The sequence below is a fragment of the Streptomyces sp. NBC_00448 genome (assembly GCF_036014115.1).
In the GTDB taxonomy this organism is placed as follows: domain Bacteria; phylum Actinomycetota; class Actinomycetes; order Streptomycetales; family Streptomycetaceae; genus Actinacidiphila.
This window is the reverse complement of sequence record NZ_CP107913.1, coordinates 1,205,999-1,229,953: the sequence shown is the minus strand read 5'-3', so window position 1 is coordinate 1,229,953 and position 23,955 is coordinate 1,205,999. Positions and strand designations below refer to the sequence as shown.

Annotated in this window: 22 protein-coding genes; 8 read left to right on the top strand and 14 right to left on the bottom strand. The window is 72.7% G+C overall.

Features of this window, described 5'->3' with window-relative positions:
• The first annotated feature begins 39 nt into the window (after positions 1–39).
• From OG370_RS05245 to OG370_RS05235, 3 genes are read left to right on the top strand one after another with little or no spacing between them, the layout of a single operon-like run.
• Positions 40–744, top strand: a complete 705-nt coding sequence (locus tag OG370_RS05245) for a succinate dehydrogenase cytochrome b subunit (protein ID WP_328461085.1) — start codon at positions 40–42, stop codon at positions 742–744.
• Between the two features lie 10 nt (positions 745–754).
• Positions 755–2,704: a fumarate reductase/succinate dehydrogenase flavoprotein subunit gene (locus OG370_RS05240; protein WP_328461083.1), complete on the top strand. Its 1,950-nt coding sequence runs from the start codon at positions 755–757 to the stop codon at positions 2,702–2,704.
• Positions 2,701–3,453, top strand: a complete 753-nt coding sequence (locus OG370_RS05235; RefSeq protein ID WP_328461081.1) for a succinate dehydrogenase/fumarate reductase iron-sulfur subunit — start codon at positions 2,701–2,703, stop codon at positions 3,451–3,453. Before OG370_RS05240 ends, OG370_RS05235 begins: the two co-directional genes overlap by 4 nt.
• A 49-nt stretch (positions 3,454–3,502) precedes the next feature.
• On the opposite strand, the gene OG370_RS05230 is transcribed toward OG370_RS05235, so the two are convergent.
• From OG370_RS05230 to OG370_RS41435, 8 genes are all read right to left on the bottom strand, one after another.
• Positions 3,503–5,572, bottom strand: coding sequence for a phosphocholine-specific phospholipase C (locus OG370_RS05230; RefSeq protein WP_328461079.1), 2,070 nt, complete (start codon positions 5,570–5,572; stop codon positions 3,503–3,505).
• 152 nt (positions 5,573–5,724) lie between these two features.
• Positions 5,725–6,498, bottom strand: a complete 774-nt coding sequence (locus tag OG370_RS05225) for a 3-oxoacyl-ACP reductase (protein ID WP_328461077.1) — start codon at positions 6,496–6,498, stop codon at positions 5,725–5,727.
• Between the two features lie 4 nt (positions 6,499–6,502).
• Positions 6,503–7,903 carry an aldehyde dehydrogenase family protein gene (locus OG370_RS05220; protein WP_328461075.1) on the bottom strand — a complete coding sequence of 467 codons (1,401 nt, stop codon included), beginning with the start codon at positions 7,901–7,903 and terminating at the stop codon, positions 6,503–6,505.
• Positions 7,904–8,057: 154 nt separating this feature from the next.
• Entirely contained in the window at positions 8,058–8,786 is a 729-nt protein-coding gene (locus OG370_RS05215; RefSeq protein ID WP_328461073.1) for a gamma-glutamyl-gamma-aminobutyrate hydrolase family protein, read from the bottom strand.
• The gene (locus tag OG370_RS05210; RefSeq protein ID WP_328461071.1) at positions 8,783–10,141 is read right to left on the bottom strand and encodes a glutamine synthetase family protein; all 1,359 of its coding nucleotides are present in this window, start codon (positions 10,139–10,141) and stop codon (positions 8,783–8,785) included. Before OG370_RS05210 ends, OG370_RS05215 begins: the two co-directional genes overlap by 4 nt.
• Positions 10,138–11,742, bottom strand: a complete 1,605-nt coding sequence (locus tag OG370_RS05205) for an amino acid permease (RefSeq protein ID WP_328461069.1) — start codon at positions 11,740–11,742, stop codon at positions 10,138–10,140. Before OG370_RS05205 ends, OG370_RS05210 begins: the two co-directional genes overlap by 4 nt.
• Positions 11,743–11,913: 171 nt before the next feature.
• Positions 11,914–12,660, bottom strand: coding sequence for a FadR/GntR family transcriptional regulator (locus OG370_RS05200; protein ID WP_328461067.1), 747 nt, complete (start codon positions 12,658–12,660; stop codon positions 11,914–11,916).
• Positions 12,657–13,133, bottom strand: a complete 477-nt coding sequence (locus OG370_RS41435; RefSeq protein WP_443060616.1) for a hypothetical protein — start codon at positions 13,131–13,133, stop codon at positions 12,657–12,659. The genes OG370_RS05200 and OG370_RS41435 overlap by 4 nt, the downstream gene beginning before the upstream one ends.
• 329 nt (positions 13,134–13,462) lie before the next feature.
• Here OG370_RS41435 and OG370_RS05190 point away from each other — a divergent pair, with 329 nt between their 5' ends.
• Both OG370_RS05190 and OG370_RS05185 read left to right on the top strand, forming a co-directional pair.
• Positions 13,463–15,526, top strand: a complete 2,064-nt coding sequence (locus OG370_RS05190; protein WP_328461065.1) for a translation factor GTPase family protein — start codon at positions 13,463–13,465, stop codon at positions 15,524–15,526.
• A gap of 59 nt (positions 15,527–15,585) precedes the next feature.
• Positions 15,586–15,963 carry a DUF427 domain-containing protein gene (locus OG370_RS05185; protein ID WP_328461063.1) on the top strand — a complete coding sequence of 126 codons (378 nt, stop codon included), beginning with the start codon at positions 15,586–15,588 and terminating at the stop codon, positions 15,961–15,963.
• Positions 15,964–16,001: 38 nt separating this feature from the next.
• Here the strand turns inward: OG370_RS05185 and OG370_RS05180 are convergent, their stop codons facing one another.
• Both OG370_RS05180 and OG370_RS05175 read right to left on the bottom strand, forming a co-directional pair.
• Positions 16,002–17,756 carry an MFS transporter gene (locus tag OG370_RS05180; protein ID WP_328461061.1) on the bottom strand — a complete coding sequence of 585 codons (1,755 nt, stop codon included), beginning with the start codon at positions 17,754–17,756 and terminating at the stop codon, positions 16,002–16,004.
• Positions 17,753–18,301: a MarR family winged helix-turn-helix transcriptional regulator gene (locus OG370_RS05175; protein ID WP_328461059.1), complete on the bottom strand. Its 549-nt coding sequence runs from the start codon at positions 18,299–18,301 to the stop codon at positions 17,753–17,755. The genes OG370_RS05180 and OG370_RS05175 overlap by 4 nt, the downstream gene beginning before the upstream one ends.
• A gap of 172 nt (positions 18,302–18,473) precedes the next feature.
• Between OG370_RS05175 and OG370_RS05170 the strand changes: the two genes are divergently transcribed.
• The 3 genes from OG370_RS05170 (at position 18,474) to OG370_RS05160 (ending at position 20,640) form a co-directional block, all read left to right on the top strand.
• On the top strand, positions 18,474–19,094 hold the full coding sequence (locus OG370_RS05170) for a glyoxalase (protein WP_328461057.1): 621 nt from the start codon (positions 18,474–18,476) through the stop codon (positions 19,092–19,094).
• Positions 19,095–19,163: 69 nt separating this feature from the next.
• The gene (locus OG370_RS05165) at positions 19,164–19,730 is read left to right on the top strand and encodes a sugar O-acetyltransferase (protein WP_328461055.1); all 567 of its coding nucleotides are present in this window, start codon (positions 19,164–19,166) and stop codon (positions 19,728–19,730) included.
• A gap of 28 nt (positions 19,731–19,758) precedes the next feature.
• A complete protein-coding gene (locus OG370_RS05160) occupies positions 19,759–20,640 on the top strand; it encodes an acyl-CoA thioester hydrolase/BAAT C-terminal domain-containing protein (RefSeq protein ID WP_328461053.1) in 882 nt (293 codons plus the stop codon).
• Here the strand turns inward: OG370_RS05160 and OG370_RS05155 are convergent.
• The 4 genes from OG370_RS05155 to OG370_RS05140 form a co-directional block, all read right to left on the bottom strand.
• Complete coding sequence (locus OG370_RS05155) at positions 20,619–21,104, bottom strand: GNAT family N-acetyltransferase (protein ID WP_328473806.1); 486 nt, start codon at positions 21,102–21,104, stop codon at positions 20,619–20,621. The two genes, OG370_RS05160 and OG370_RS05155, sit on opposite strands and share 22 nt — an antisense overlap.
• A gap of 60 nt (positions 21,105–21,164) precedes the next feature.
• On the bottom strand, positions 21,165–22,325 hold the full coding sequence (locus OG370_RS05150) for a LacI family DNA-binding transcriptional regulator (RefSeq protein ID WP_328461051.1): 1,161 nt from the start codon (positions 22,323–22,325) through the stop codon (positions 21,165–21,167).
• 143 nt (positions 22,326–22,468) lie between these two features.
• Positions 22,469–23,104, bottom strand: coding sequence for a hypothetical protein (locus tag OG370_RS05145; RefSeq protein WP_328461049.1), 636 nt, complete (start codon positions 23,102–23,104; stop codon positions 22,469–22,471).
• Between the two features lie 57 nt (positions 23,105–23,161).
• On the bottom strand, positions 23,162–23,908 hold the full coding sequence (locus tag OG370_RS05140) for a FadR/GntR family transcriptional regulator (protein ID WP_328461047.1): 747 nt from the start codon (positions 23,906–23,908) through the stop codon (positions 23,162–23,164).
• Positions 23,909–23,955: the final 47 nt, after the last annotated feature.

The following is a 23,955-nucleotide window of genomic DNA, read 5'->3' as shown; positions in this document are numbered from 1 at the left end:
CTTGGACCACTCATCGGTCGGCGCCCTACCGTCGTGTCCATGGCATTGGCAACGCGGACATACCGGCGGCCGCCCACGCTGAAAACGGCCTGGGACTCCACCGTCGGCAAGAAAGCGGTCATGGCGGTGAGCGGGCTGGTCATGCTGCTCTACCTGGTCGCCCACATGCTCGGCAACCTCAAGATCTTCTTCGGCGCCGACGACTACAACGGGTACGCGCACTGGCTGCGCACCCTCGGCGAGCCCGCGCTGCACTACGAGTGGGCGCTGTGGATCATCCGGGTCCTCCTCGTCGTCGCGGTCGTCGCGCACGGCGTGAGCGCCTACCAGCTCAGCCGCCGCGACCTGCGGGCCCGTCCGGTCGGCTACGCCCACCGCAAGGCCCGCTCCAGCTACGCCACCCGCACCATGCGCTGGGGCGGAGTGATCCTCGCGCTGTTCATCGTCTGGCACCTGCTGGACCTGACCACGCTCACCGTCAACCGCAACGCCCAACCCGGGCACCCGTACCAGAACGTCGAGGCGACCTTCCACACCTGGTACGGCGACGTCATCTACATCGTGGCGATGCTCGCGCTCGGCCTGCACATCCAGCACGGCTTCTGGAGCGCCGCGCAGACGCTCGGCGCGGGCAACCACCGCCGTGACCGTGCGCTGAAGGTCACCGCCACCGGCCTCGCGGTCCTGCTGACGGCCGGCTTCATCGCCGTACCGGTCGGCGTCATGACCGGAACCGTCCACTGAGGGAGCCGAGTTGACCGACTACACCCGCTACGGCACCGGCGCGCCCATCGCCGACAGCAAGGCCCCCGACGGGCCGATCGAGGACCGCTGGGACACCCGCCGCTTCACCGCGAAGCTGGTCAACCCCGCCAACCGCCGCAAGCACACCGTGATCGTGGTCGGCACCGGGCTGGCCGGCGGCTCCGCGGGCGCCACCCTCGCCGAACAGGGCTACCACGTCGTGCAGTTCTGCTACCAGGACTCCCCGCGCCGGGCCCACTCCATCGCCGCGCAGGGCGGCATCAACGCCGCGAAGAACTACCGCAACGACGGCGACTCCATCCACCGGCTCTTCTACGACACCGTCAAGGGCGGCGACTTCCGCGCCCGCGAGTCCAACGTCCGGCGGCTGGCGCAGATCTCGGTGGAGATCATCGACCAGTGCGTCGCGCAGGGCGTGCCGTTCGCCCGCGAGTACGGCGGCCTGCTCGACACCCGCTCCTTCGGCGGCGTCCAGGTCTCCCGCACCTTCTACGCCCGCGGCCAGACCGGCCAGCAACTCCTGCTCGGTGCCTACCAGGCGCTGTCCCGGCAGATCGCGGCCGGCAACGTGGAGATCCATCCGCGCACCGAGATGCTGGACCTGGTGGTCGTGGACGGGCGGGCCCGCGGCATCGTCGCCCGCGACCTGGTCACCGGCGAGGTCACCACCCACCTCGCCGACGCCGTCGTGCTCGCCTCCGGCGGCTACGGCAACGTCTTCTACCTGTCGACCAACGCGATGAACTCCAACGCCACCGCGATCTGGCGGGCCCACCGCCGCGGCGCGTACTTCGCCAACCCGTGCTTCACCCAGATCCACCCCACCTGCATCCCGCGCACCGGCGACCACCAGTCGAAACTCACGCTGATGAGCGAGTCGCTGCGCAACGACGGCCGGATCTGGGTGCCGAAGGCCCAGGGCGACACCCGCCCGCCCGCCGCGATCCCCGAGGCCGAACGCGACTACTACCTGGAGCGGATCTACCCCTCGTTCGGCAACCTCGTGCCGCGCGACATCGCCTCCCGCGCCGCGAAGAACGTCTGCGACGAGGGCCGCGGCGTCGGCCCCGGCGGCCAGGGCGTCTACCTCGACTTCGCCGACGCCATCGCCCGGCTGGGCCGGCGCGCGGTGGAGGAGAAGTACGGCAACCTCTTCGAGATGTACGAGCGGATCACCGCGGAGAACCCGTACGAGGTGCCGATGCGGATCTACCCGGCCGTGCACTACACGATGGGCGGGCTGTGGGTGGACTACGACCTGCAGACCACCGTGCCCGGGCTGTTCGCGATCGGCGAGGCCAACTTCTCCGACCACGGCGCGAACCGGCTCGGCGCGTCCGCGCTCATGCAGGGCCTGGCCGACGGCTACTTCGTGCTGCCCGCCACCCTCAACGACTACCTCGCCCGCCACCCGGCCGCCGACCCCGTCGACGCCGAACACCCCGCCGTGGTCGAGGCGATGGCCGGCACCAAGGAGCGGCTGCACCGGCTGGTGAGCGTCGACGGCGACCGCACCGCCGACTCCTTCCACCGTGAACTCGGCGAGCTGATGTGGGAGTTCTGCGGGATGTCCCGCACCGAGCAGGGCCTGCGCAAGGCCCTGGAACGCATCCCGCAGATCCGGGAGGAGTTCTGGCGCCGGATCAAGGTGCCCGGCACAGAGGCAGAGTTCAACCAGTCCCTGGAGCGCGCCAACCGCGTCGTGGACTACCTCGAACTCGCCGAACTCATGTGCCTGGACGCCCTGCACCGCGCCGAGTCCTGCGGCGGCCACTTCCGCGAGGAGTCGCAGACCCCCGACGGCGAGGCCGCCCGCCGCGACGACGAGTTCAGCTACGCCGCCGGCTGGGAGTACACCGGCACCGGAGCGCCGCCCGTGCTGCACCGCGAAGAGCTCGTCTTCACCGAAGTCCACCCCACCCAGCGGAGCTACGCATGAGGCTCACCCTGCGCATCTGGCGGCAGAAGAACGCCGACGCCCCCGGTGCCATGACCGCCTACGAGGTCGACGGCGTCTCGCCCGACATGTCCTTCCTCGAAGTCCTCGACACCCTCAACGAACGCCTCACCCTCGACGGCGAGGACCCCGTCGCCTTCGACCACGACTGCCGCGAGGGCATCTGTGGCGCGTGCGGCGTCGTCATCAACGGCGACGCGCACGGCCCCGAGCGCACCACCAGCTGCCAGCTGCACATGAGGTCCTTCCGCGACGGCGACACCATCGACGTCGAACCCTGGCGCGCGGCCGCCTTCCCGGTCGTCCGCGACCTCGTGGTGGACCGCTCCGCCTTCGACCGGATCATCTCCGCGGGCGGCTACGTCTCGGTGCCCACCGGCGCCGCGCCCGAGGCACACGCCACGCCCGTGCCCAAGCCCGACGCCGACCGGGCCTTCGAGCACGCCGAGTGCATCGGCTGCGGCGCCTGCGTCGCGGCCTGCCCCAACGGCTCCGCGATGCTCTTCACCTCCGCGAAGGTCAACCACCTCGCCGCGCTCCCGCAGGGCGGACCGGAGCGCGAGAGCCGCGTGCTGGACATGGTCGGGCAGATGGACGCCGAGGGCTTCGGCGGCTGCACGCTCACCGGCGAGTGCGCCACCGCCTGCCCCAAGGGCATCCCGCTGCTCTCGATCACCTCGATGAACAAGGAGTGGCTGCGCGCCAACCGCCGTGCGGCGCGCAGCCGTTGATCCCGGCCGCCAGCGGCTGACCCCGGCGGTCAGCCGTTGATCCCGGCGGTCAGCCGCTGACGCTCGGCAGCCCGGTCTCCAAGTGGCCGCTGAACCGCTGCGACCAGCTCGGGTCGCTGCTGACCGTCACCGTCATGTCGTACCAGCCGTTGAAGTAGGCCACCGCGTTGAAGTAGTCGGCCACGTGCCCGCCGGCCGGGACCTGGTACGTCCAGGGGCCGTCGGTGCGGTAGTTGCCGCTGGTGATGGTGAACGTGACCGGTGCGGAGCCGTTGTTGGCGAGGTCGAACCAGAGCGCGAGCTTGCCGGTGCTGCTGGTGACGGCGTAGGAGGACGTGACGGCGACGTCCTTGCCCGGCGCGGTGGTGTCGCCCTGGAAGCGGCGCAGGAAGCGGTTGGGGCCGACCACGCTGAGGTCGTACTTCCCGTCGCCGTAGCCGGGGCCGCAGTTGAAGAAGTCGCTGGTGGCGCTGCCCGCGGCGACGGTGTACTGCCAGGGGCCGCCGCCGCGGTGGGCGTTGGCGTATGCGGCGAAGTGCACCGTGCGGGTCGAGCGGGCGTCGGTGTTGTCCATCGCCAGCCAGACCTGGGTCACGCCGCCGGAGTCGAACTCGATGTGGTCGAGGTTGGCGCCCGGCTGGTACGGCAGCGCGCGGGCCGGTCGGGTGCCGGACTCCTGCGCGGGCAGCGCGTTGGTCACCGGCGCCGGGTTGGGCAGCGGCGAGCAGGTGGACTCGCCGATCACGGCCGAGGTGTCGGGCAGCGAGGGCAACCCGGGCACCGGATGGGCGAAGTCGAACGCCGAGGTGAGGTCGCCGCAGACCGCGCGGCGCCAGGCGCTGATGTTCGGGCACGTGGCGGGGGTGCCCAGGGCCGCGGTCCAGGTCTCCAGGAAGCGCAGCACCGAGGTGTGGTCGAAGACCTCGGAGTCGACCCAACCGCCCCTGCTCCAGGGGGATATCGCGATCATCGGAACCCGGACACCGAGCCCGACGGGGGTGCCGGTCCAGAACTCGCCGGCGGTGCCGTCCACCGGGACCGGCGGCGGCACATGGTCGAAGAAGCCGTCGTTCTCGTCGTAGTTGAGGAAGAGGATCGAGGAGTTGTAGACGGCCGGGTCGGCGCCCAGCGCGTCGACGACCATGTGCACGAAGTGCGCGCCGTCGGCCGGTGTCGCGTACGGGTGCTCGGAGGAGCCCTCGTCGGCCACCACCCAGGAGACCTGGGGGAGGGTGCCCGCCAGGACGTCGGCCTTGATCGCTGCGGCGATGTCGTCCGGGGTCTTCCCGGTCACCTTGGGCACCGAGCCCATGCCCCGGTCGTGCAGCGGGGTGCCGGCGGCCGCGGAGGTGAACTGGGTGAAGTAGGCGAGGGCGTTGTCGGTGAAGTTGTCCGCCGCGTTCTGGTAGACCTTCCAGCTCACCCCGGCGTCCTGGAGCGCCTCGGCGTAGGTCTGCCAGCGCAGCCCCGACTCCGAGCCGCCGTCGTAGGCGGGGCCGCCGCTCCGGCCGTCCGGGTCGATCTGGCCACTCCAGTGGAAGGTGCGGTTGGGGCCGGTGGCGCTGAGCGTGGAGCTGAAGTAGGCGTCGCAGACGGTGTAGTTGTCGGCGAGGGCGTAGTGGAAGGGGATGTCGTCGCGGTTGAGGTAGCCGAGGGTGCGGACGTTGCCCTTGGCGGCGACCCAGCCGTCCATCCGGCCGCCGTTCCACGCCGCGTGCTGGTCCGCCCAGCCGTGCGCGAGGTCGCCGCTGCACTGCGCCAGCCGCTCGGGGTCGGCGCCGCCGGCCGGCTCGGTGGCGCTGAACTGCCACGGGTACTGCCGGCCGGCGCCGTTGGGCTGGTTGAAGACGCTGTAGCCGCCCGCGACCTGGATCGCGCTGCGGTCGGCGAAGCCGCGGACGCCCTTCAGCGTGCCGAAGTAGTGGTCGAAGGAGCGGTTCTCCTGCATGAGGATCACGATGTGCTTGGCGTCGGTCAGCGTGCCGGTGGCCGCCGGTGCCGCGGCCGGCGCGTCGCCGGGGGCGGCCGCGGCGGTGGCGTCCGCCGCGCCGCCGACGGTCGCCGCCGCGGCCGCTGCCGCCGACAGGGCCATGAACTTCCTGCGACTGACGTCATTCATGTGATCCGCCGTTCCGTTGGGTTGTGGGGTGCCTGGGACAGGGTGCATCACGTGGGACGGCGCCGAACAGGGTGCGTCGAACACGATGTCGGACCGCGGGCGCCCGACCGCGTGCGCCGGGCCGCCGGCGCCGGACCCGCGTGCCCCGGCCGCTACTGCGGCGTCACATAGGCCCCCGAGATCCCGCCGTCGACCAGGAAGGTGGACGCCGTGATGAACGACGAGTCGTCGCTCGCCAGGAACGCCACCGAGGCGGCCACTTCCTCCGGTTCGGCGAACCGGCCGAGCGGGATGTGCACCAGGCGGCGGGCGGCCCGCTCCGGGTCCTTGGCGAACAGCTCACGCAGCAGCGGGGTGTTGACCGGCCCCGGGCACAGCGCGTTGACCCGGATACCCTCGCGGGCGAACTGCACCCCCAGCTCCCGACTCATCGACAGCACGGCGCCCTTGGACGCGGAGTACGAGATCTGCGAGGTCGCCGCGCCCATCACCGCCACGAACGACGCCGTGTTGATGACCGAGCCCTTGCCCTGCCGCTGCATGTGCGGGATGGCGTACTTGCAGCACAGGTAGACGCTGGTCAGGTTCACCTCCTGGACCCGGCGCCAGGCGTCCAGGCCGGTGGTGAGGATGGAGTCGTCCTCCGGCGGCGAGATGCCCGCGTTGTTGAACGCGATGTCGAGCCGCCCGTACGTGGCGACCGCCGTCTCGTACATCCCGCGTACCGCGTCCTCGTCGGTGACGTCGGCCCGGACGAACAGGCCGCCGACCTCCTGCGCGGCGGCGGCGCCGGTGTCCGCGTCCACGTCGACGCAGACCACCTTGGCTCCCTCGGCGGCCATCCGGCGGGCGCTGGCCAGCCCGATGCCGCTGCCGGCTCCGGTGATCACGGCGACGCGGCCGTCCAGGCGTGGTGCGAGCGTCATGGGTTCATTCCTCCGTGGCGATGAAGACGTTCTTGGTCTCGGTGAAGGCGTCGAGTGCGTCCGGGCCCAGCTCGCGGCCGAGGCCGGACTGCTTGAACCCGCCGAACGGGGTCGAATAGCGCACCGAGGAGTGCGAGTTGACCGACAGGTTGCCCGCGTCGACGGCGCGCGCCACCCGGATCGCCCGCCCCACGTCGCGGGTCCAGATCGAACCCGACAGGCCGTAGGACGTGTCGTTGGCGATGCGTACGGCGTCCTCCTCGTCGGTGAACGGGACCACGGTCACCACCGGCCCGAAGATCTCCTCGGTGAACGCGCGGTCGTCGGGCCGTACCGGCGCCAGCACGGTCGGCGGGAACCAGAAGCCCGGGCCGTCCGGGGCGCTGCCGCGGAAGGCGACCGGGGCGTCCTCGGGCACGTACGCGGCGACCGCGGCGCGCCGGGCGGCCGAGATCAACGGACCCATCTCGGTGGCCGGATCGGCCGGGTCACCGACCCGCACCGCCCGCACCGCCGGTTCCAGTCGTGCCATGAAGTCGTCGAACACCGAGCGCTGGACGAGAATCCGCGACCGCGCGCAGCAGTCCTGCCCGGCGTTGTCGAAGACGGCGGACGGCGCGGTCGCGGCGGCCTTCGCCAGGTCCGCGTCCGCGAAGACGATGTTGGCGCTCTTCCCGCCCAACTCCAGCGTCACCGGCTTCACCTGGGCCGCGCAGCCCGCCATGATCTCCTTGCCGACCCGGGTGGAGCCGGTGAAGACGACCTTGCGGACGTCCGGGTGGGTGACGAAGCGCCGCCCCACGACGTCGCCCCGGCCGGGCAGCACCTCCAGCACGCCCGGCGGCAGGCCCGCCTCCAGCGCCAACCGGCCCAGCCGCAGCGCGGTCAGCGGGGTCAGCTCGGCCGGCTTGAGCACCACGGTGTTGCCGGCCGCCAGCGCGGGGGCCAGCGCCCACCCGGCGATCGGCATCGGGAAGTTCCACGGCACGATGACGCCGACCACGCCGAGCGGCTCGTGGAAGGTGACGTCCAGGCCCCCGGCCACCGGGATCTGGCGACCGGAGTGCCGTTCGGGCGCGGCGGCGTAGTACTCGATGACGTCGCGGACGTTGGCCGCCTCCCACCGCGCGTTGCCCAGCGTGTGGCCGGAGTTGGCGACCTCCAGATCCGCCAGGTGTGCGCGGTCGGCGTCCACGGCGGCGGCGAACGCCCGCAGCAGCCGGGCCCGGTCGGCCGGTGCCACCCGGCGCCAGGTCGCGAACGCGGCGCGGCTGCGGGCGATCACCGCGTCCGTCCCGGCCAGGTCGGCCATCGGCACGGTGCTGAGGATCTCCTCGGTGGCCGGGTTCACCACCGGCCACGGCTCGGCGGCCACGTCCGGTGCGGTGGTGTCTGGTCGGGGCATCAGCTGTCCACCCTGTCCTGGGAGCGGTCGATACGGTGAGCCGTGCGGGTGCGGGTGCGGGTGCGGCTCCGAGTACGGCGAGGCGTGCGGGTCCGGGCCCGGTGCCCGGAGCCGGCGGGACGACCGGCCGGACCGTACGCCCGAGCGGCCGGCGTCATGGCGCGCTTCCCCGGACTCCCCGGACCGCCGCCACGAACGCGGTGAACAGGCGCGGGTCGGCCGCGTCCGCCTCCGGGTGCCACTGGACGCCGACGGTGAACCCGCCGCCGGGCCGTTCGAGTGCCTCGACGGTCTCGTCCTCGCTCCAGGCCGCGGGCAGCAGCCCCGCACCGAGGGCGCCGACCGCCTGGTGGTGGTAGCAGGACACCTCGGCCGTCGCGCCGAGGACGCCGTGCAGGAAGCTGCCCGGCCGGGTGCGTACCGTCCGCCGCCCGAACGTCGCCGGGGCCGGCTGGTGCGCGCTGTCGCCGACCCGGTCCGGCAGGTGCTGGACCAGCGCGCCGCCGAGCGCGACGTTGAGCACCTGCATCCCGCGGCACACCGCGAGCACCGGCAGGTCCCGGTCGAGCGCGCCGGCCAGCAGGCCGAACTCCCAGGCGTCGCGAGCCTCGTGCGGTGAACCCGTGCGCGGGTGCGGCGCCGCGCCGTACCGCGCCGGGTCCACGTCGGGCCCGCCCGCGAGCAGCAGCCCGTCGATCCGGTCGAGCACGTCGCCGGCGCCGTCGGTCTGCGGCGGCAGCACGACCGCGGTGCCGCCCGCGCGGGTGACGGACTCGACGTAGGTGTGCGGGACGAGGGCGGCGGGCTGCCGCCAGACGCCCCAGGCGGCGTCGTCCAGGTAGCCGGTGATGCCGATCAGCGGGCGGCGGGGGCAGCGGGTCACAGCCGCTCGAATCCGCGGCGCCGCTCCCAGTCGGTCACCGCCCGGTCGAAGGCGGCCAGTTCGGTGCGGCCGGCGTGTACGTAGTGGCCGACCACGTCCGGGCCGAAGGCCGACTCGGCGCGCTCACTGCGCTCGAAGGCGTCGACCGCGTCGCGCAGGGTGGCCGGGACCCGCGGAGCTGCGGAGGCGTACGCGTTGCCGGTGAACTCCGGTTCCAGCGGCAGCTCGTGCTCGACGCCGTACAGCCCGGCCGCGACGAGCGCGGCCACCGCCAGATACGGGTTGACGTCCCCGCCCGGCACCCGGTTCTCGAACCGCAGCGACGACCCGTGGCCGACCACCCGCAGCGCGCAGGTGCGGTTGTCGCGGCCCCAGGCGATCGCGGTGGGCGCGAAACTGCCCTCGACGTAGCGCTTGTAGGAGTTGACGTTCGGCGCGAGCAGCAGCGCGAAGTCGGCCAGGCAGGCGAGCTGTCCGGCCAGGAAGTGCTCCATCACCGTCGAGAAGCCGTGCGGGCGCTCGCCCGCCAGCACCGGCCGGCCCTCGTCGTCGCGCAGGCTCAGGTGGATGTGGCAGGAGTTGCCCTCCCGCTCGTCGTACTTGGCCATGAAGGTGAGGCTCACGCCGTCCTGCGCGGCGATCTCCTTCGCCCCGGTCTTGTACACCGCGTGGTCGTCGCAAGTCGCAAGCGCCGGGCCGTACTTGAAGGCGATCTCGTGCTGCCCGGGGTTGCACTCGCCCTTCGCCGACTCGACGGTCAGGCCCGCGCCGGCCATCCCGTTGCGGATACGGCGCAGCAGCGGCTCGATCCGGGAGGTGCCGAGGATGGAGTAGTCGACGTTGTACTGGTTGACCGGGGTCAGCCGGTGGTAGTCGCGATCCCACGCCTGCTCGTAGGTGTCGCGGAAGGCGATGAACTCCAGTTCCGTGCCCGCGTAGGCGTGCCAGCCGTGCTCGGCGAGGCGGTCGAGCTGGCGGCGCAGCACCTGCCGGGGCGAGACGCCGACCGCGGTGCCGTCGTGGTGGGTGACGTCGCACTGGACCATGGCGGTCGCCGGGTGCCAGGGCACCATCCGCAGGGTGTCGAGGTCCGGCGCGAGCACGAGGTCGCCGTAGCCGCCCTCCCAGGAGGAGAGGGCGTAGCCGTCGACGGTGTTCATGTCGACGTCGACGGCCAGCAGGTAGCCGCAGCCGTCCGCCGCGTTCGGCACCACGTCGGACAGGAAGAAGTCGGCGGCGACGCGCTTGCCCTGGAGGCGGCCCTGCATGTCGGTCATCGCCAGCACGACGGTGTCGACGGCGCCGGCCGCGACGCGCTCGCGCAGTTCGTCGAAGGTGAGGCGGACGCTGCTCAACTTTTCTCCACATCGCTTGCGACGAGGTCGGACTCCTGGAGGCTGCTCTGCACCCGGGGGCCGGTGAACCAGCGCCGGGCCGAGACCAGCCACCACACCCCCGCGAAGCCCAGCACGACGGCCACCGCGACCGGGGTGTAGTTGAAGCTGAGGGCGGTGATCGGGCTGACGGTGGGAAGCATGAACAGCACGGTGATCAGTGCCGTCCAGCCCACCGCCACGGTACCGATCGGACGGCTCCAGCGCCCCAGATGCCACGGCCCGCGCACGAACGTGTCGCCCTGCCGGAGCCGGAGGTACACCGGGATGACGTAGGCGATGTAGAGGCCGATCACCGAGACCGAGGTGACCGCGGCGTAGGCGGTGGAGTTCCACAGCGCCGGCAGGCCGAGTAGGAACGCCCCGCCCGCGGCCAGCCACACGGCGCTGGTCGGCGTCTGGGTGCGCGGGTTGATCCGGTGCCACAGCCGCGACCCGGGCAGCGCGCCGTCCCGCGAGAACGCGTAGATCATCCGGGAGTTGGCGGTGACCGAGGCCATCCCGCAGAAGAACTGGGCGCCGATCACGATCAGCAGCAGGAGCTTGGCGCCGGTGTGCCCGATGGCGTCGATGAAGATCTGGGCCGGCGGCACCCCGCTGCCGCTGGTCCGCTCGCCGTCGTAGTCCTGGATGGCGAAGGTGAGGCCGAGCAGCAGGACCCAGCCGGCCACCAGCGAGACCACGATCGCGTTGACGATGCCGCGCGGGCCGGAGCGGGCGGCGTCGTGGGTCTCCTCGGTCATGTGCGCGGAGGCGTCGTAGCCGGTGAGGGTGTACTGCGCCAGCAGCAGGCCGAGCATCGCGACGTAGAACGGGCTGTGGAAGCCGGTGTCGTTGACGAACTTGCCGAAGACGAAGGACGCGGAGGAGTGGTGGTCGGGCACGAACACCAGCACGCCGACGATGATCAGCACGCCGAGCAGGTGCCACCAGACGCTGACGTCGTTGAAGAGCGCGACCAGCCGCACGCCCAGGGTGTTGAGCAGGCCGTGCGCCACGAGGATCACCGCGAAGATCTCCACGGTGTGGGCGGGCGTGGCCGACAGGCCGAACTGGAGGTCCAGCAGGGCGTTGAGGAAGGTGGCGGCGCCGTAGTCGATGCCCGCGGTGACCGCGACCTGGCCGAGGAAGTTGAACCAGCCGGTGAACCAGCTCCACGCCGGTGCCCGGGAGGGGGCCAGCTTCGCCGCCCAGTAGTACAGGCCACCGGCGGTCGGGTAGCTGGAGCAGATCTCGGCCATGGACAGGCCCACGCACAGGGTCATCAGCCCGACGACCGGCCAGCCCCAGGTGATGAGCGCGGGGCCGCCGGTGTTCATGCCGAAGCCGTACAGGGTCAGGCAGCCGGAGAGGATCGAGACGATGGAGAAGGAGACGGCGAAGTTGGAGAAGCCCGACATGGAGCGGGCCAGCTCCTGGACGTAGCCGAGTTCGCGCAGCCGCTGCTCGTCGGAGGAGGGGGTCGCGTCGCGGGGCGCGGGAATGTCGGAGGGCGCGGGGACGGCGGCGTCGGAGGGTGTGGGGGAGGCGTCGGTGTCGTCTGGTGGGCGGGGAACAGACATGGGCACCTTCTGGGGAGGTTGGCGTGGTCGGAGCACCGCGGGTGCGGCCGGGGCATCTCCCGAGCTGGTCAATGGAATGAAGCTGGTCCATTAGGTGGGAGACCGTCTCACTCCGCCAGGTACGCCGTCAAGAGCCTTGTCCGCGCCGGGTGTTGAACGGCCGGGACGCTCTCAGCCGAGGAAGCCGCGCAGCAGCGACGCGGTGGCGGCCAGGTGCTCCTCGGCCGCCCGGCGGGCCGTGGCCGGGTCGCCGCCGAGTATCGCCGCCACGATCCGGGCGTGCTGGGCCTGGGAGTGCTCGATGTTCCGCTCCAGCAGCGGGATCGCGTTGAGCAGGTCGTTGAGCCGCATCCGGGTGTCGGCGATGCTCGCGGCCAGCGACCGTGAACCGCTCAGCTCGGCGATCGCCAGGTGGAAGCGCGAGTCCATCTGCCGGTAGTCGACCGGGTCGCAACTGTGCGTGTCCCGCAGCCGGTTGTCCAGGTGGCGGCGCTCCTCGGGGCTGAGCGTGCGGCCGGCGGCGAGTTCGGCCGCGCCGATCTCCAGCGCCTGGCGGTAGGCGAGGGTGTCCTCCAGCTCGTCCGGCGCGCGCTCGGCCATCCGCCCCGGCCCCGGGCCGTCCTGGCCGCCGGCCCGGTGCAGGACGAAGGTCCCGCCGGTACGGCCGCGCCGCGACTCCACGTAACCGGCCTGCTCCAGCGAGCCCAGCGCCTCGCGCAGGGTCACCCGGCTGACGTTGAAGCGCTCCGCCAACTCCCTTTGCGGCGGCAGCCGTTCGCCCTGCGCGACCACCCCCAGCTTGATCACCTGGAGCAGCCGCTCGACGGTCTCCTCGAACGCGTTGCCGGCCCGTACGGGCCGGAAGAACGCGGCACCGCTCAGCGTGCCGGCACCGGCCGGCTCGGGCATCTCGCTCATGCGTCCCATTCTCCGCCCATCCGCCGCCCACGTGCCGCACCCCGGAACCGCCCGCAGTCGGCCGGGCCCGGCACCCGCCGCACCCCGAAGTTGCCCGCCGCCGGCCCGGCCGCGCGTCCGCGGGTACCGACCGTAATGGATCTTTTGCGGGCCATTGACGCCGGCTGGTGGCGCCTGGCCGGAAAAGCGGGAGAGTGCGGCCGGGCCGGATGCCATGATCTCCGCGTGGCGATACTCGACATCCTGGCCGGCAGCGCCGCCAGCGTCTCGCGGTTGTGCGCGTGCAGCGCGTCGAGCGACGGCACACCGGAAAGCCCGGTCGTCATCAGGTCGTTGGCGCCGCGATCGGCGGCCAGCATGCCGAAGACCGCGTCGAGGTAGCCGCACAGCCCGGCCCAGGCGTCCTCGGCGGTCCTGGCCCGCTCGCCCTGCTCCCGGATGCGCCCCAGCGCCTCTCGGAAGACCTCCTCCACCAGCGCGCCGTCCGGCCGCGGCGGAGGCGGGCCGGGCGCAGGGAGTCGCCCGAGCGGGTGACGTCGCCGCGGTGCTGCTGGGCGGTGCGGGCAGCGCGGGTGGTGAGAGCGGCGCGGGGGTGTGAGCGGCGGGAGCGGTACGGGCCGATGAGCCGCGCCGCGGACGGGGCTCCGCGGCGCCCGGAAAACACGTTGCCGCCGTCCGGCGGCTCTGCTGTGATCGGCCGGTAACCGAAACAGCACACCGACCCCAGGAGCGATGATCATGCGCGGTTCCGTCATGCCGGCTCAGTCAGGACACACCCCCGACCTCGAGGACATGACGCTTCGTGCAATCGCTCCCCTCGCTCAACCTCGGCATCTTGGCGCACATCGATGCCGGTAAGACCAGCCTGACCGAACGGCTGCTGTACGCCGCCGGTGTCATCGACGAGATCGGCAGCGTCGACCAGGGCAGCACCACCACCGACTCCCTCGCCCTGGAGAAGCAGCGCGGCATCACCATCAAGTCCGCCGTGGTGTCGTTCACGCTGCCCGGCGCGCTCGGCGGCACCGACGTCAACCTGATCGACACCCCCGGCCACCCCGACTTCATCGCCGAGGTGGAGCGGGTGCTCGGCGTGCTCGACGGGGCGGTGCTGGTGGTCTCCGCGGTCGAGGGCGTCCAGCCGCAGACCCGCATCCTGATGCGCACCCTGCGCCGGCTGCGCATCCCCACGCTGATCTTCGTCAACAAGCTCGACCGGCGCGGCGCCGACCTCGACCGGACCCTCGACGCCGTCGCGCACCGCCTCACCTCCGACATCGTCCCGATGGCCGGCGCCCGCGACCAGGGCACGCGGCAGGCCGCCGCGCTGCCGTACACCGCCGCCGACCCCGGCTTCGACGCCCGGCTGGCCGACCTGCTCTCCCGCCGCGACGACCGGCTGCTCGCGGCGTACGTCCGCGACGAGACGGCCGTCGACCACGCCCGGCTGCGCGCCGCGCTCGCCGAGCAGACCGCCGCCGCCGAGGTGCACCCGGTGTACGCCGGCTCCGCGGTCACGGGCGCCGGCACCGACGCGCTGATCGCCGGCATCGCCGAACTGCTGCCCGCCCGGCGCCCCGACCCGGCCGCACCGGTGGCCGGCACCGTCTTCAAGATGGAGCGCGGCGCGGCCGGCGAACGGATCGCCTACGTCCAGGTGACGGCCGGCACCGTCCGCACCCGCGACCGGCTGCCGGTGCACCGCGCGGGAGACGAGGGCGGTGAGGGCGGTGAGGTCGGCGCGGGCAAGGTCACCGCGATCAGCGTCTTCGACGCGGGCACCGACACCCGGCACGACAGCGTCCCGGCCGGCCGGATCGCCCGGATCTGGGGCCTGGGCGAGGTACGGATCGGTGACACCGTCGGCGCGGCGCCCGCCGGCCACGAGCGGCAGCGGCACTTCTCGCCGCCGTCGCTGGAGACCGTCGTCAGCGCCCGGTGCCCCGCCGAGCGCGGCGCGCTGCACGCCGCGCTGGCCCAACTCGCCGAGCAGGACCCGCTGATCGACCTGCGCCGGGACGAACAGCGCGAGGAGATCGCGGTGTCGCTCTACGGCGAGGTGCAGAAGGAGGTCATCCAGGCCACGTTGGCCGACGAGTTCGGGCTCGCCGTCGACTTCCGGCAGACCACCACCCTGCACATCGAGCGCCCGGTCGGCACCGGCGAGGCCGTCGAGTACAACGGGAAGGACGGCAACCCGTTCCTGGCCACGGTCGGCCTGCGGGTCGAGCTCGCACCGGTCGGCAGCGGGGTGAGGTTCCGGCTCGGCGTGGAACTGGGCGCGATGCCGTACGCGTTCTTCGCCGCGGTCGAGGAGACCGTGCGCCGGACGCTGGAGCAGGGGCTGTACGGCTGGCGGGTCACCGACTGCGTGGTCACCATGACGCACTCCGGCTACAGCCCGCGGCAGAGCCACGCCCACGCCACGTTCGACAAGAGCATGTCCAGCACCGGCGCGGACTTCCGCGGCGTGACCCCGCTGGTGCTGCTGGCGGCGCTGCGGCAGGCGGGCACCACCGTGCACGAGCCGATGCACCGCTTCCGCCTCGACCTGCCCGCCGACGCGCTCGGCACGATGCTGCCCGCGCTCGCCCGGCTCGGGGCCGCGCCCCACACCCCCACGGCGCGCGACGGCGGATACGAGCTGGAGGGCGACATCCCCGCCGCCCGGGTGCACGACCTGGAGCAGCAGTTGCCGACCCTGACCCGCGGCGAAGGGGCCCTGGAGAGCGCCTTCCACCACTACCGGCCGGTCACCGGCCGGGTGCCCGAGCGGCCGCGCACCGACCACAACCCGCTGAACCGCAAGGAGTACCTGCTCCAGGTGCAGCGCCGGCTGTCCGGGTTCGGCGGGAATGGCGGCTGACCGCCCGGGGTTGTCGAGAGAAGAAGCCCGGTCCATCCGTCTGGAGTTCTGGAGTCCTCATGGCACGCCCCGTCAAGACGCCCGGCCCCGACCACCCCATCACCGTCGAGCCGACGGCCGCCCGCGTCGTGGTGCGCGCCGGCGGCAAGGTCGTCGCCGACACCACCCGCGCCCTCACCCTTCAGGAGGCCGACTACCCCGCCGTCCAGTACATCCCGCTCGCCGACGTGGCAGCCGACGCGCTGACCCCCACCGACAGCAGCACGTACTGCCCGTACAAGGGCGACGCGTCCTACTACTCACTGGTCACCGGTGACGACACGATCGCCGACGCCGTGTGGACCTACCGCGAGCCGTACGACGCGGTCGGTGCGATCGCCGGGCACGTGGCGTTCTACCCGAAGCACGTCGAGGTCGAGCAGCTTCAGGACGCCTGAGCCGGCTCACACCGGAGCCGGCTCACGCCCGAGCGCGGTCAGGACGCCCGGGCGGAGGCCGCGCCCTCGGCGGTCGAGGTCCCCTGCTCTCCCTGCTGCCCGGTGCCGGGCTCCTCGCGGCCACCGCGCAGCAGGGAGGCGATCGCGGCCAGCACGGCCAGAGCCGCGCCGAAGAGGAAGACGATCGTCAGTCCGGAGTGGAACGGCCCGGAGATCAGATGCGGGAAGAACTCGCGGCCGGTCAGCGCGCGCCGCTGCTCCGGGGTGAGCTTCGGCGGCACCCCGCTCGGGCCGAGCAGGTGGGCGACCGGGTTCACCCCCAACTGGGCGGCGAACAGCGACGCGACCGGCGGCAGCGAGCCCGCCTGCGCGGCGGCGGCGTGCGGCACCCCGTTCTGCTGGAGGTGGGCGGTCAGGGTGTGCGGCAGGTTGCCGGCCAGGCCGGCGATCATCAGGGAGAAGAACACCCCGATCGACACGGCGGTGCCGGAGTTCTGGAAGGTCGCGCGCATACCGGAGGCGACGCCGCGCAGGTGCGCGGGCACGCTGCCCATGATCGAGGAGGAGTTCGGCGAGCCGAACATCCCGCTCGCGATCCCGTTGAGGGCGATCAGCAGCGCGAACACCCAGTAGTCGAAGTCGATCGGCACGCACATCAGCCCGACGAAGCTCGCCCCGAACAGCAGCGCGCCGGACGTGGCGAGCCCGCGTGAGCCGAACCGGTCCGACAGGTACCCCGACACCGGCCCGGCGAGGAGGAAACCCGCGGTCAGCGGCAGCATGAAGATGCCGGCCCACAGCGGGGTGCGGGAGTAGTCGTAGCCGTGCAGCGGCAGCCAGATGCCCTGCAGCCAGATGATCAGCACGAACAGCATGCCGCCGCGGCCGATGGAGATGGCCAGCCCGGCGAGGTTGCCCGCGGTGAACGCGCGCAGTCGGAACAGGCTGAGCTGGATCATCGGGGACGCGACCCGGTTCTCGACCAGCACGAAGGCCGCGAGCAGCACCACCCCGCCGATGATCAGGGCCAGCACCATCGGGTTCGCCCAGCCCATGGTGCGACCGCGGTAGGGCTGGAGGCCGTAGGTGACGCCGACCAGCACCGCGCTCAGGCCCACGGCGAAGGTGACGTTGCCCCACCAGTCGATCCGTCCGCCGCCGCGCCCGGCGGTCTCGCGCAGCCTGCGCCGCGCCCACAGGGTGCCGAAGACACCGACGGGTACGTTCACCCAGAACACCGCGCGCCAGTCCCACGTCGCGAGCAGCCCGCCGGCCACCAGCCCGATGAACATCCCGGCCAGCCCGGCGACCTGGTTGATGCCCAGTGCGAAGCCGCGCTGCTCGCGCGGGAAGGCGTCGGTGAGGATCGCGGCGGAGTTCGCGGTGAGCATCGAGCCGCCCGCGGCCTGCAGCAGCCGCCAGCCGATCAGCCACATCGCGCCGTGCTCGGCGTCGAACGGATCGAAGGACAGCAGCACGGAGGCGAAGGTGAAGAGCGTGAAGCCCGCGTTGTAGATCCGTACCCGCCCGTACATGTCGCCGAGCCGGCCGACGGTGACGACCAGGACCGCCTGCACCAGGCGATAGCCCATGATCATCCACAGCAGGTAGGCGATGTTGCCGGGGGCCAGCGGGTCCAGGTGGATGCCGTTGAAGATCGCGGGCAGCGCGATGAGGACGATCGAGCCGTCGAGGGAGGACATGAAGACGGCGGCGGTGGTGTTGGTGAGTGCCGCCCACTTGTAGCGGTCGCCCTCCGGTTTGGCGGCGGGCGCGGGCGCGGCGGCGCTCATCGGGCCGTCCCGTGGGTGCCGGTGCCGGTGCCGGTGCCGGTGCCAGTGCCGGTGGGGGTGGTGGAGCTGGTGTCCGCGTCGCCCGGCGGGTCCGCGTCGGGCGGTGTGACATGCTCGGCCAGCCGGAGCAACAGCGGTGCGGCCGTGGCGAGTTGGGCCAGCTCGGTGCGGTCGAACCGCGCGTCGAGGACGCCCGCGACCAGCTCCGTGCGCGCGCTGCGCTTGTCGCGCAGCACCTGCAGCCCGTCCTCGGTGACGGAGTACACCTTGCGCCGCCCGTCCTGCGGGTCGGCCGTCACTTCGACCAGGCCGCGGGCCTGGAGCGCCGCGAGGGTCGCGCCCATGGACTGCGGTGAGATCTGCTCCCGCCGGGCGAGTTCCGCGGAGGTCGCCGGTCCGCCGCGGTCCAGCCGCGCCAGGGCGGTGCGCTCGGGGCCGCTGGGCTCGCCCGGGCCCATCCGTATCTGGCGCATCCGCCGCAGCAGCAGGCCGAGTCCGTCCAGCAGGGCGGCGGCCGTGTCATGGGAGTTCGGTTCCTCGGTCACGAAAGTAAGGGTAACTGATAAGCCTGATTGATGAATATCCCCATCGGCGACCGATCCGGTCCGGGCGCGCCCAGGAGGAAGCCGGCCGGCGCCGAACGAAAGGGAGCCGAATGGAGCAGACCGGTCAGGAATCGAGAAGCGGGGGTCGGCGGACCGCGGATAGCTTCGCATCATGACTTCCATCGAATCCGTGATCATCGAGGCGGAGGACCCCGCCGCCGCCGAGAACTTCTACGCCACCGCCTTCGGCCTGGGCGACCGCATCCGCGTCAGGGCCGCCGAAGCCCCCACGACCGGCTTCCGTGGGTTCACGCTGTCGCTCACGGTGGCGCGGCCGGCCACCGTCGACGGCTTCGTCGATGCCGCGGTCGGCGCCGGCGCCACGGCGGTGAAGCCGGCCGCCAAGTCGTTCTGGGGCTATGGCGGCGTCGTCCAGGCCCCCGACGGGACGCTGTGGAAGATCGCGACCTCGGAGAAGAAGGACAAGGGCCCGGCCACCCGGGACGTCGACCAGGTCGTGCTCCTGCTCGGCGTCGAGGACGTGAAGGCGACCAAGGAGTTCTACGTCGAGCACGGCCTGACCGTCGGCAAGAGCTTCGGCCGCAAGTACGTCGAGTTCGCGGCGCCGTCGAGTCCGGTCAAGCTCGGGCTGTACGGCAGGGGCGCCCTCGCCAAGGACGCCGGCGTCGCCCCCGACGGCACCGGATCGCACCGCCTCGCCGTCGTCGGCGGTGACCGCGGCGCCTTCACCGACCCCGACGGCTTCGTCTGGGAGCAGGCCGCCTCGCGCTGAGGCGGCGGCCCGGCATCGAAGCCCCAAACCCCTGGAGCGCACGGGACGGGGGAAGGCAGACTGGGGCCCATGGGTGAGAACAAGAAGCTGATGCTGGCCGGCGAGTGGTACATCGCGGACGACGAGGAACTGGGCGCGGACTCCAGGCGGCGCGAGGAGCTGTGCCGGGTGTTCAACACGGCGACCGACCCCGAGCGGCGGCAGGAGGCGCTGCGCGAGATGCTCGGCTCCGTCGGCGAAGGGGTGGGCATCCGCCCGCCGTTCCAGTGCGACTACGGCAGCTACATCAGCATCGGCGCGCGTACCTTCGTCAACTTCAACGCGGTCTTCCTCGACGCGGCCCCGATCACCGTCGGCGCCGACGTGCAGATCGGCCCCAACGTCCAACTGCTCACCCCCACCCACGAGTTGGACACCGATCGGCGCCGCGCCGGATGGGAGAAGGCACTGCCGATCACCATCGGCGACAACGTCTGGCTCGGCGGCGGGGTGATCGTCTGCCCGGGCGTCACGATCGGCGCCGACACCGTGGTCGGCGCCGGCTCGGTCGTCACCAAGGACCTCCCGTCCGGCGTCCTCGCGGTCGGCAGCCCGGCCCGCGTCATACGCCGCCTGGCCGGCACCGTCGAGGCGTGAGCCGGGGCCGCGGCGAGGGCGCCCGCTGATGGACATCGAGGAGCAGGAGCTGACCGACCCGTACGAAGGGGTGCTGGTCGGCCCGCGCGGAGGCAGCGACGTCGGCGTCGTGGTCCTGGGCGGTTCCAGCGGGCGCGTCGAGCGGGAGCGGGCGCGGGTGCTGGCCCGGCAGGGCGTGCGGGCGCTGGCGTTGCGCTGGTTCGGCGGCCCGGGGCAGCCGCCGGGGATCTGCGAGATCCCGCTGGAGACGTTCACCGCGGCCGTCGGCCTGCTCCGGGCCGGCGGCGCGCGGCGCGTCGGCGTCCTGGGCCTGTCCAAGGGCGCCGAAGCGGCCCTGCTGACCGCGGTGTACGAACCCCAGGTGGACGTGGTCGTCGCGCTGTCGCCCACCTCGCGGGTCTGGTGCAACGTCGGCCCCGGCGCCGACGGCCGCCAGCAGCCGTACCGCTCGTCCTGGACGTGGCGGGGGCGCCCGCTGCCGTTCGTCCCGATGGACGACAACTGGGCTCCCCCCGAAGGGAGTTCAGGACCCGTCGCGGTCAGGGGCTGGTACGAGCTCAGCGAGCGTACGTATCCGCACCTGCTCCCGGCGGCCGACATCCCGGTGGAGCGCGCCCGGGCCGACGTGCTGCTCGTGGCCGGTGGGGACGACGCGATGTGGCCCTCCCTGCCCTTCGCGGAACGGCTGGCCGTGCGGCGCCGCGCGGCAGGCGCCACGGTGCGCCTGGTCGCCCGGCCGGACGCGGGCCATCGCCCGGTCTTCCCGGGCGAGCTCCCCGCCCGGCCCTCCCCGCACTTCGCCTACGGCGGCACCCCGCAGGCCGACGCGCTGCTGGGCGCTGTCGCCTGGCCGCACATCCTCGACGCCCTCCACGGCCCGCGCCCGGGTCACTCCAGGGCGCAGCGGTAGGACGTGGCCGGTTTGCCGTTGAGGGTCAGGGCGGCGACGGGGACGAAGCCGTTGTGTTCGAGGACGGCGCGCGAGGCCGGGTTGTCGTGGGTGACCCGGGCGCGCAGCGTGACGAGTCCGTAGGAGGTGGCGGCGAGGTCGCGTACCTCGCGCACCGCCGCGGTGGCCAGGCCCTGCCCGGCGGCCTTCTGCGCGATCCGGTAGCCCAGCTCCGCCGAGCCGTCGGCGTCCACCTCGATCAGGTTCACCCGGCCGACCACCTCGCCGTCCGCGGTCACCAGCACGTGCGGGTAGTCGGTTCCGGCGGCCTGGTAGGCGAGCAGTTGCGCGAACCGCGCGTCGAACTCGGCGAAGAACGCGTCCCCCCGGTCGGGCACCGATGTCGCGAAGTACGCGCGGTTCTCCCGCTCGAAGGCGAGCACCGCGGGGGCGTGGTCGGGGCGGAGCAACTGGAGTCGTGGGATGGGCATGGGTGGATGGGGGTGCGGCGCCGTGTCCGGCCCGGCCCCCGGCCTCCTCTCGTCTCAACGCGCCGGGCTGTCCGGGGTGTTCGGGTGCTCGGTGCTGGTCGTGCTGTCGGTGGTGTCTGCGCTCGACGTGCTGTCGGTGCTGTCGGTGCTGCCCGCGCCGCCCGTGTCTCCGGGGCTGTCGGGGCTTCGGGCACTTCCCGGGTTTGGGGGTGCCGGCCCGGTGGAGCCGCGCAGGACGAGTTGGGTGGCCAGTTCCACGTGCAGCGTGTCCACGGTGTGCTGCTCCAGCAGCCGCATCAGCAGGGAGACCGCCATCCGCCCCATCTCCTCCAGGGGTTGGCGGACGGTGGTCAGGCGCGGCACGGTGCTGCGGCTCAGATCGATGTCGTCGAAGCCGGTGATCGACAGGTCCTCCGGTACCCGCAGACCCCGCTCGTACGCCGCCCGCAGCGCGCCGACCGCGGCCTTGTCGTTGAACGCGACCAGGGCGGTGGGGCGTTCGGGAAGGTCGAGGAGTTCGCAGGCGGCGGCGTAACCCCAGTCGGCGGTGGGCTCGATGGAGCGGATCAGCTCGGGGGCAGGCAGCACCCCCGCGTCCGCGAGCGCCGAAGTGTGCCCGGCGAGACGGGACTTGCCGGCCAGCCAGTCGCCCGGCCCGCCGATCACCCCGATCCTGCGGTGCCCCAACTCCACCAGGTGCGCGGAGACGCTGCGGGCTGCGGTGAGGTTCGCCGCCGACACCGACGCGATGTCCCGGGGCAGCGGGGTGCGCGGGTCGATCACCACGAACGGGAAGTCCTTCGCGCGCAGCGCCTCCAACTCCCGCTCGGGCTCGGGCGGCACGATCAGTATCGCGCCGGCGATGCCCGGGTCGTCCGGCAGCCCGGGCAGGACCTGGGCGGTCCGCGCCGCGTCTCCCGCGCTGAGCACCAGGCGGCGCCCGTGCAGGTCCAGCGTCTCGGCGACCGAGGAGACGATCACCCCGAAGTAGTCGGTCAGGACGTACGGGCAGCGGACGTAGATCGCGCCGGTCGCGCTGCCGCGCCGGGCCGGGGCCTGCGCGCCCAGCCGGGCCACTGCCCGCCGCACCCGGCTCTCGGTGTCGGGCGCGACCCGTACATGTCCGTTCATCACCCGCGAGACCGTCGCGATCGACACGCCCGCCTCGGCGGCGATCGCCCGGACCGTCGCCTTGCCCCCGCTCGCGCTAGCCACGCGTTACACCCTCCCGTTTCACCCGCGCAGCCTAACGCCGTCCCGTATCAGCCCACCAGGCCTACGGCGGCGTTTCAACGCGTTACACGCGGCGGCGCACCGGGCGCCCCGTGGGCCCGTGCCGTGACCCTGGTCGTCCGGGGCTACGGGGAGGGGGGAGGGCCGGCCTGGCTGAGGTACGTGTGGATGCGGTCGCGCTCCCAGGCGCCGGCGTCGCCGTCAGGGTAGTGCTGGGGTTCGAGCCATTGCCAGAGCAGCGTGAGGACGTCGCGGACCGGGGTGCCGGGCCAGGGGGAGCGGAGCAGCACGTAAGGGTCGGTGAGCCGGTCCGGGCGGGTGTCGGTGAGGGTGCGGCGGTGGGCGGCCGGCCACGCCTGCGGCACCGTCGGGCTGCCGGTCAGCTCCTCCGCGGGGGCGAACCCCTGGGCGATGAGTTCGGCGGCGCCGGGCGGCAGCCAGCGCGAGCGGTGGACGGGGTCGCCGAGGTCGGCCCGGCGCAGGGCGGCCAGGGGCGCGCGGACCCCTTCGTCGACATCCTGGGCCGTGCGCTGCCAGGTCCGTTCGTGGGCCTCGACCAGCGCCTCGTCCGCACCCGCGAGGAACAGCTCCTCGCACCGCTCGCACAGCGCCAGCTCCTGCGCCCAGATGTGCTCCTTGCCGTACACCCGGTGCCGGGAGCGGTCCGGGTCCAACCGGTGCACCCACACGCCGGGCGACGCGGCGCACCACGCGCACCGCGGACCGTCGCCGTCGGGTTCGTACGCTCCGTGATCACCCATGTACCGACCCTACGACGCACCACCGACAGCCACCCGGCCGCCGCGGCGGCACGGCTGTCAGGCCGGTCGGGCCGGCTCCGCCGCCCAGCGGTCGGTGCGGGCGGTGACGTCCGCGAAGTGCTCGGCGATGGCGTCCGCGGCGGCGCCCGGGTCGCGGGAGCGCAGCGCGTCCAGGACCCTGCGGTGCTGGCGGACGACCTGGTCGTGGTCGGTGCGCGGCTTGCCGACCTCGTGTTCGAGCTGCCGGTACACCCCCCAGAACAGCGCGATGAGCTGGAGCGCGAGCGTGTTGCCGAGGGGCTCGTAGAGCAGTTCGTGGAAGCGCCGGTCGTGGTCGGCGCGGCCGGGCGCCCCGTCGGCGGCCAGCGCGTCCAACTCGGCCTGGAGGCGGTCGAGATCGGCGGCGGTCAGCTCCAGGGCCGAGCGCCTGATCAGCCCGCTCTCCAGCATCGCGCGGACCTCCACGATGTCGCGCAGCGCGCCGGGGTTCTCGCGGCGCACCGCGAGCCGGGAGTGGAAGAGCAGTCCGGGCGCCATGGACAGCACCTGCGCGGTGCCGACGTACGTGCCGTAGCCGTGCCGGATGTCGACGATGCCGAGCGCCTGGAGGCCCTTGAGCGCCTCGCGTACGGAGTTCCGGCTGACCCCGAGGGTGCGCATCAGCTCGGGCTCGGCGGGCAGCGGGTCACCCGGGTCGAGGTCCAGTTCGACGATCAGATCGGTGATCTGGTCCTGCACGGTGGGTCGCCGGCCTCGGGTCGGCGGCGAGATCTCCGGTACGGGGGGCTTGCGCTGCGCTGCCATGGCGCCTAGGTTACCTGGACCGTAGGACGTCGGACGTCCCACGTCCA

What these genes read in the sequence shown, in the direction of transcription:
- OG370_RS05235 (WP_328461081.1), top strand. Translation starts at nt 2,701, where the DNA reads ATGAGGCTCACCCTGCGCATCTGGCGGCAGAAGAACGCCGACGCCCCC.
- OG370_RS05200 (WP_328461067.1), bottom strand. Translation starts at nt 12,660, where the DNA reads ATGAGCGAGATGCCCGAGCCGGCCGGTGCCGGCACGCTGAGCGGTGCC.
- OG370_RS05180 (WP_328461061.1), bottom strand. Translation starts at nt 17,756, where the DNA reads ATGAGCGCCGCCGCGCCCGCGCCCGCCGCCAAACCGGAGGGCGACCGC.
- OG370_RS05205 (WP_328461069.1), bottom strand. Translation starts at nt 11,742, where the DNA reads ATGTCTGTTCCCCGCCCACCAGACGACACCGACGCCTCCCCCACACCC.
- OG370_RS05225 (WP_328461077.1), bottom strand. Translation starts at nt 6,498, where the DNA reads ATGACGCTCGCACCACGCCTGGACGGCCGCGTCGCCGTGATCACCGGA.
- OG370_RS05160 (WP_328461053.1), top strand. Translation starts at nt 19,759, where the DNA reads ATGGACATCGAGGAGCAGGAGCTGACCGACCCGTACGAAGGGGTGCTG.
- OG370_RS05165 (WP_328461055.1), top strand. Translation starts at nt 19,164, where the DNA reads ATGGGTGAGAACAAGAAGCTGATGCTGGCCGGCGAGTGGTACATCGCG.
- OG370_RS05140 (WP_328461047.1), bottom strand. Translation starts at nt 23,908, where the DNA reads ATGGCAGCGCAGCGCAAGCCCCCCGTACCGGAGATCTCGCCGCCGACC.
- OG370_RS05145 (WP_328461049.1), bottom strand. Translation starts at nt 23,104, where the DNA reads ATGGGTGATCACGGAGCGTACGAACCCGACGGCGACGGTCCGCGGTGC.
- OG370_RS05220 (WP_328461075.1), bottom strand. Translation starts at nt 7,903, where the DNA reads ATGCCCCGACCAGACACCACCGCACCGGACGTGGCCGCCGAGCCGTGG.
- OG370_RS05230 (WP_328461079.1), bottom strand. Translation starts at nt 5,572, where the DNA reads ATGAATGACGTCAGTCGCAGGAAGTTCATGGCCCTGTCGGCGGCAGCG.
- OG370_RS05245 (WP_328461085.1), top strand. Translation starts at nt 40, where the DNA reads ATGGCATTGGCAACGCGGACATACCGGCGGCCGCCCACGCTGAAAACG.
- OG370_RS05185 (WP_328461063.1), top strand. Translation starts at nt 15,586, where the DNA reads ATGGCACGCCCCGTCAAGACGCCCGGCCCCGACCACCCCATCACCGTC.
- OG370_RS05170 (WP_328461057.1), top strand. Translation starts at nt 18,474, where the DNA reads ATGACTTCCATCGAATCCGTGATCATCGAGGCGGAGGACCCCGCCGCC.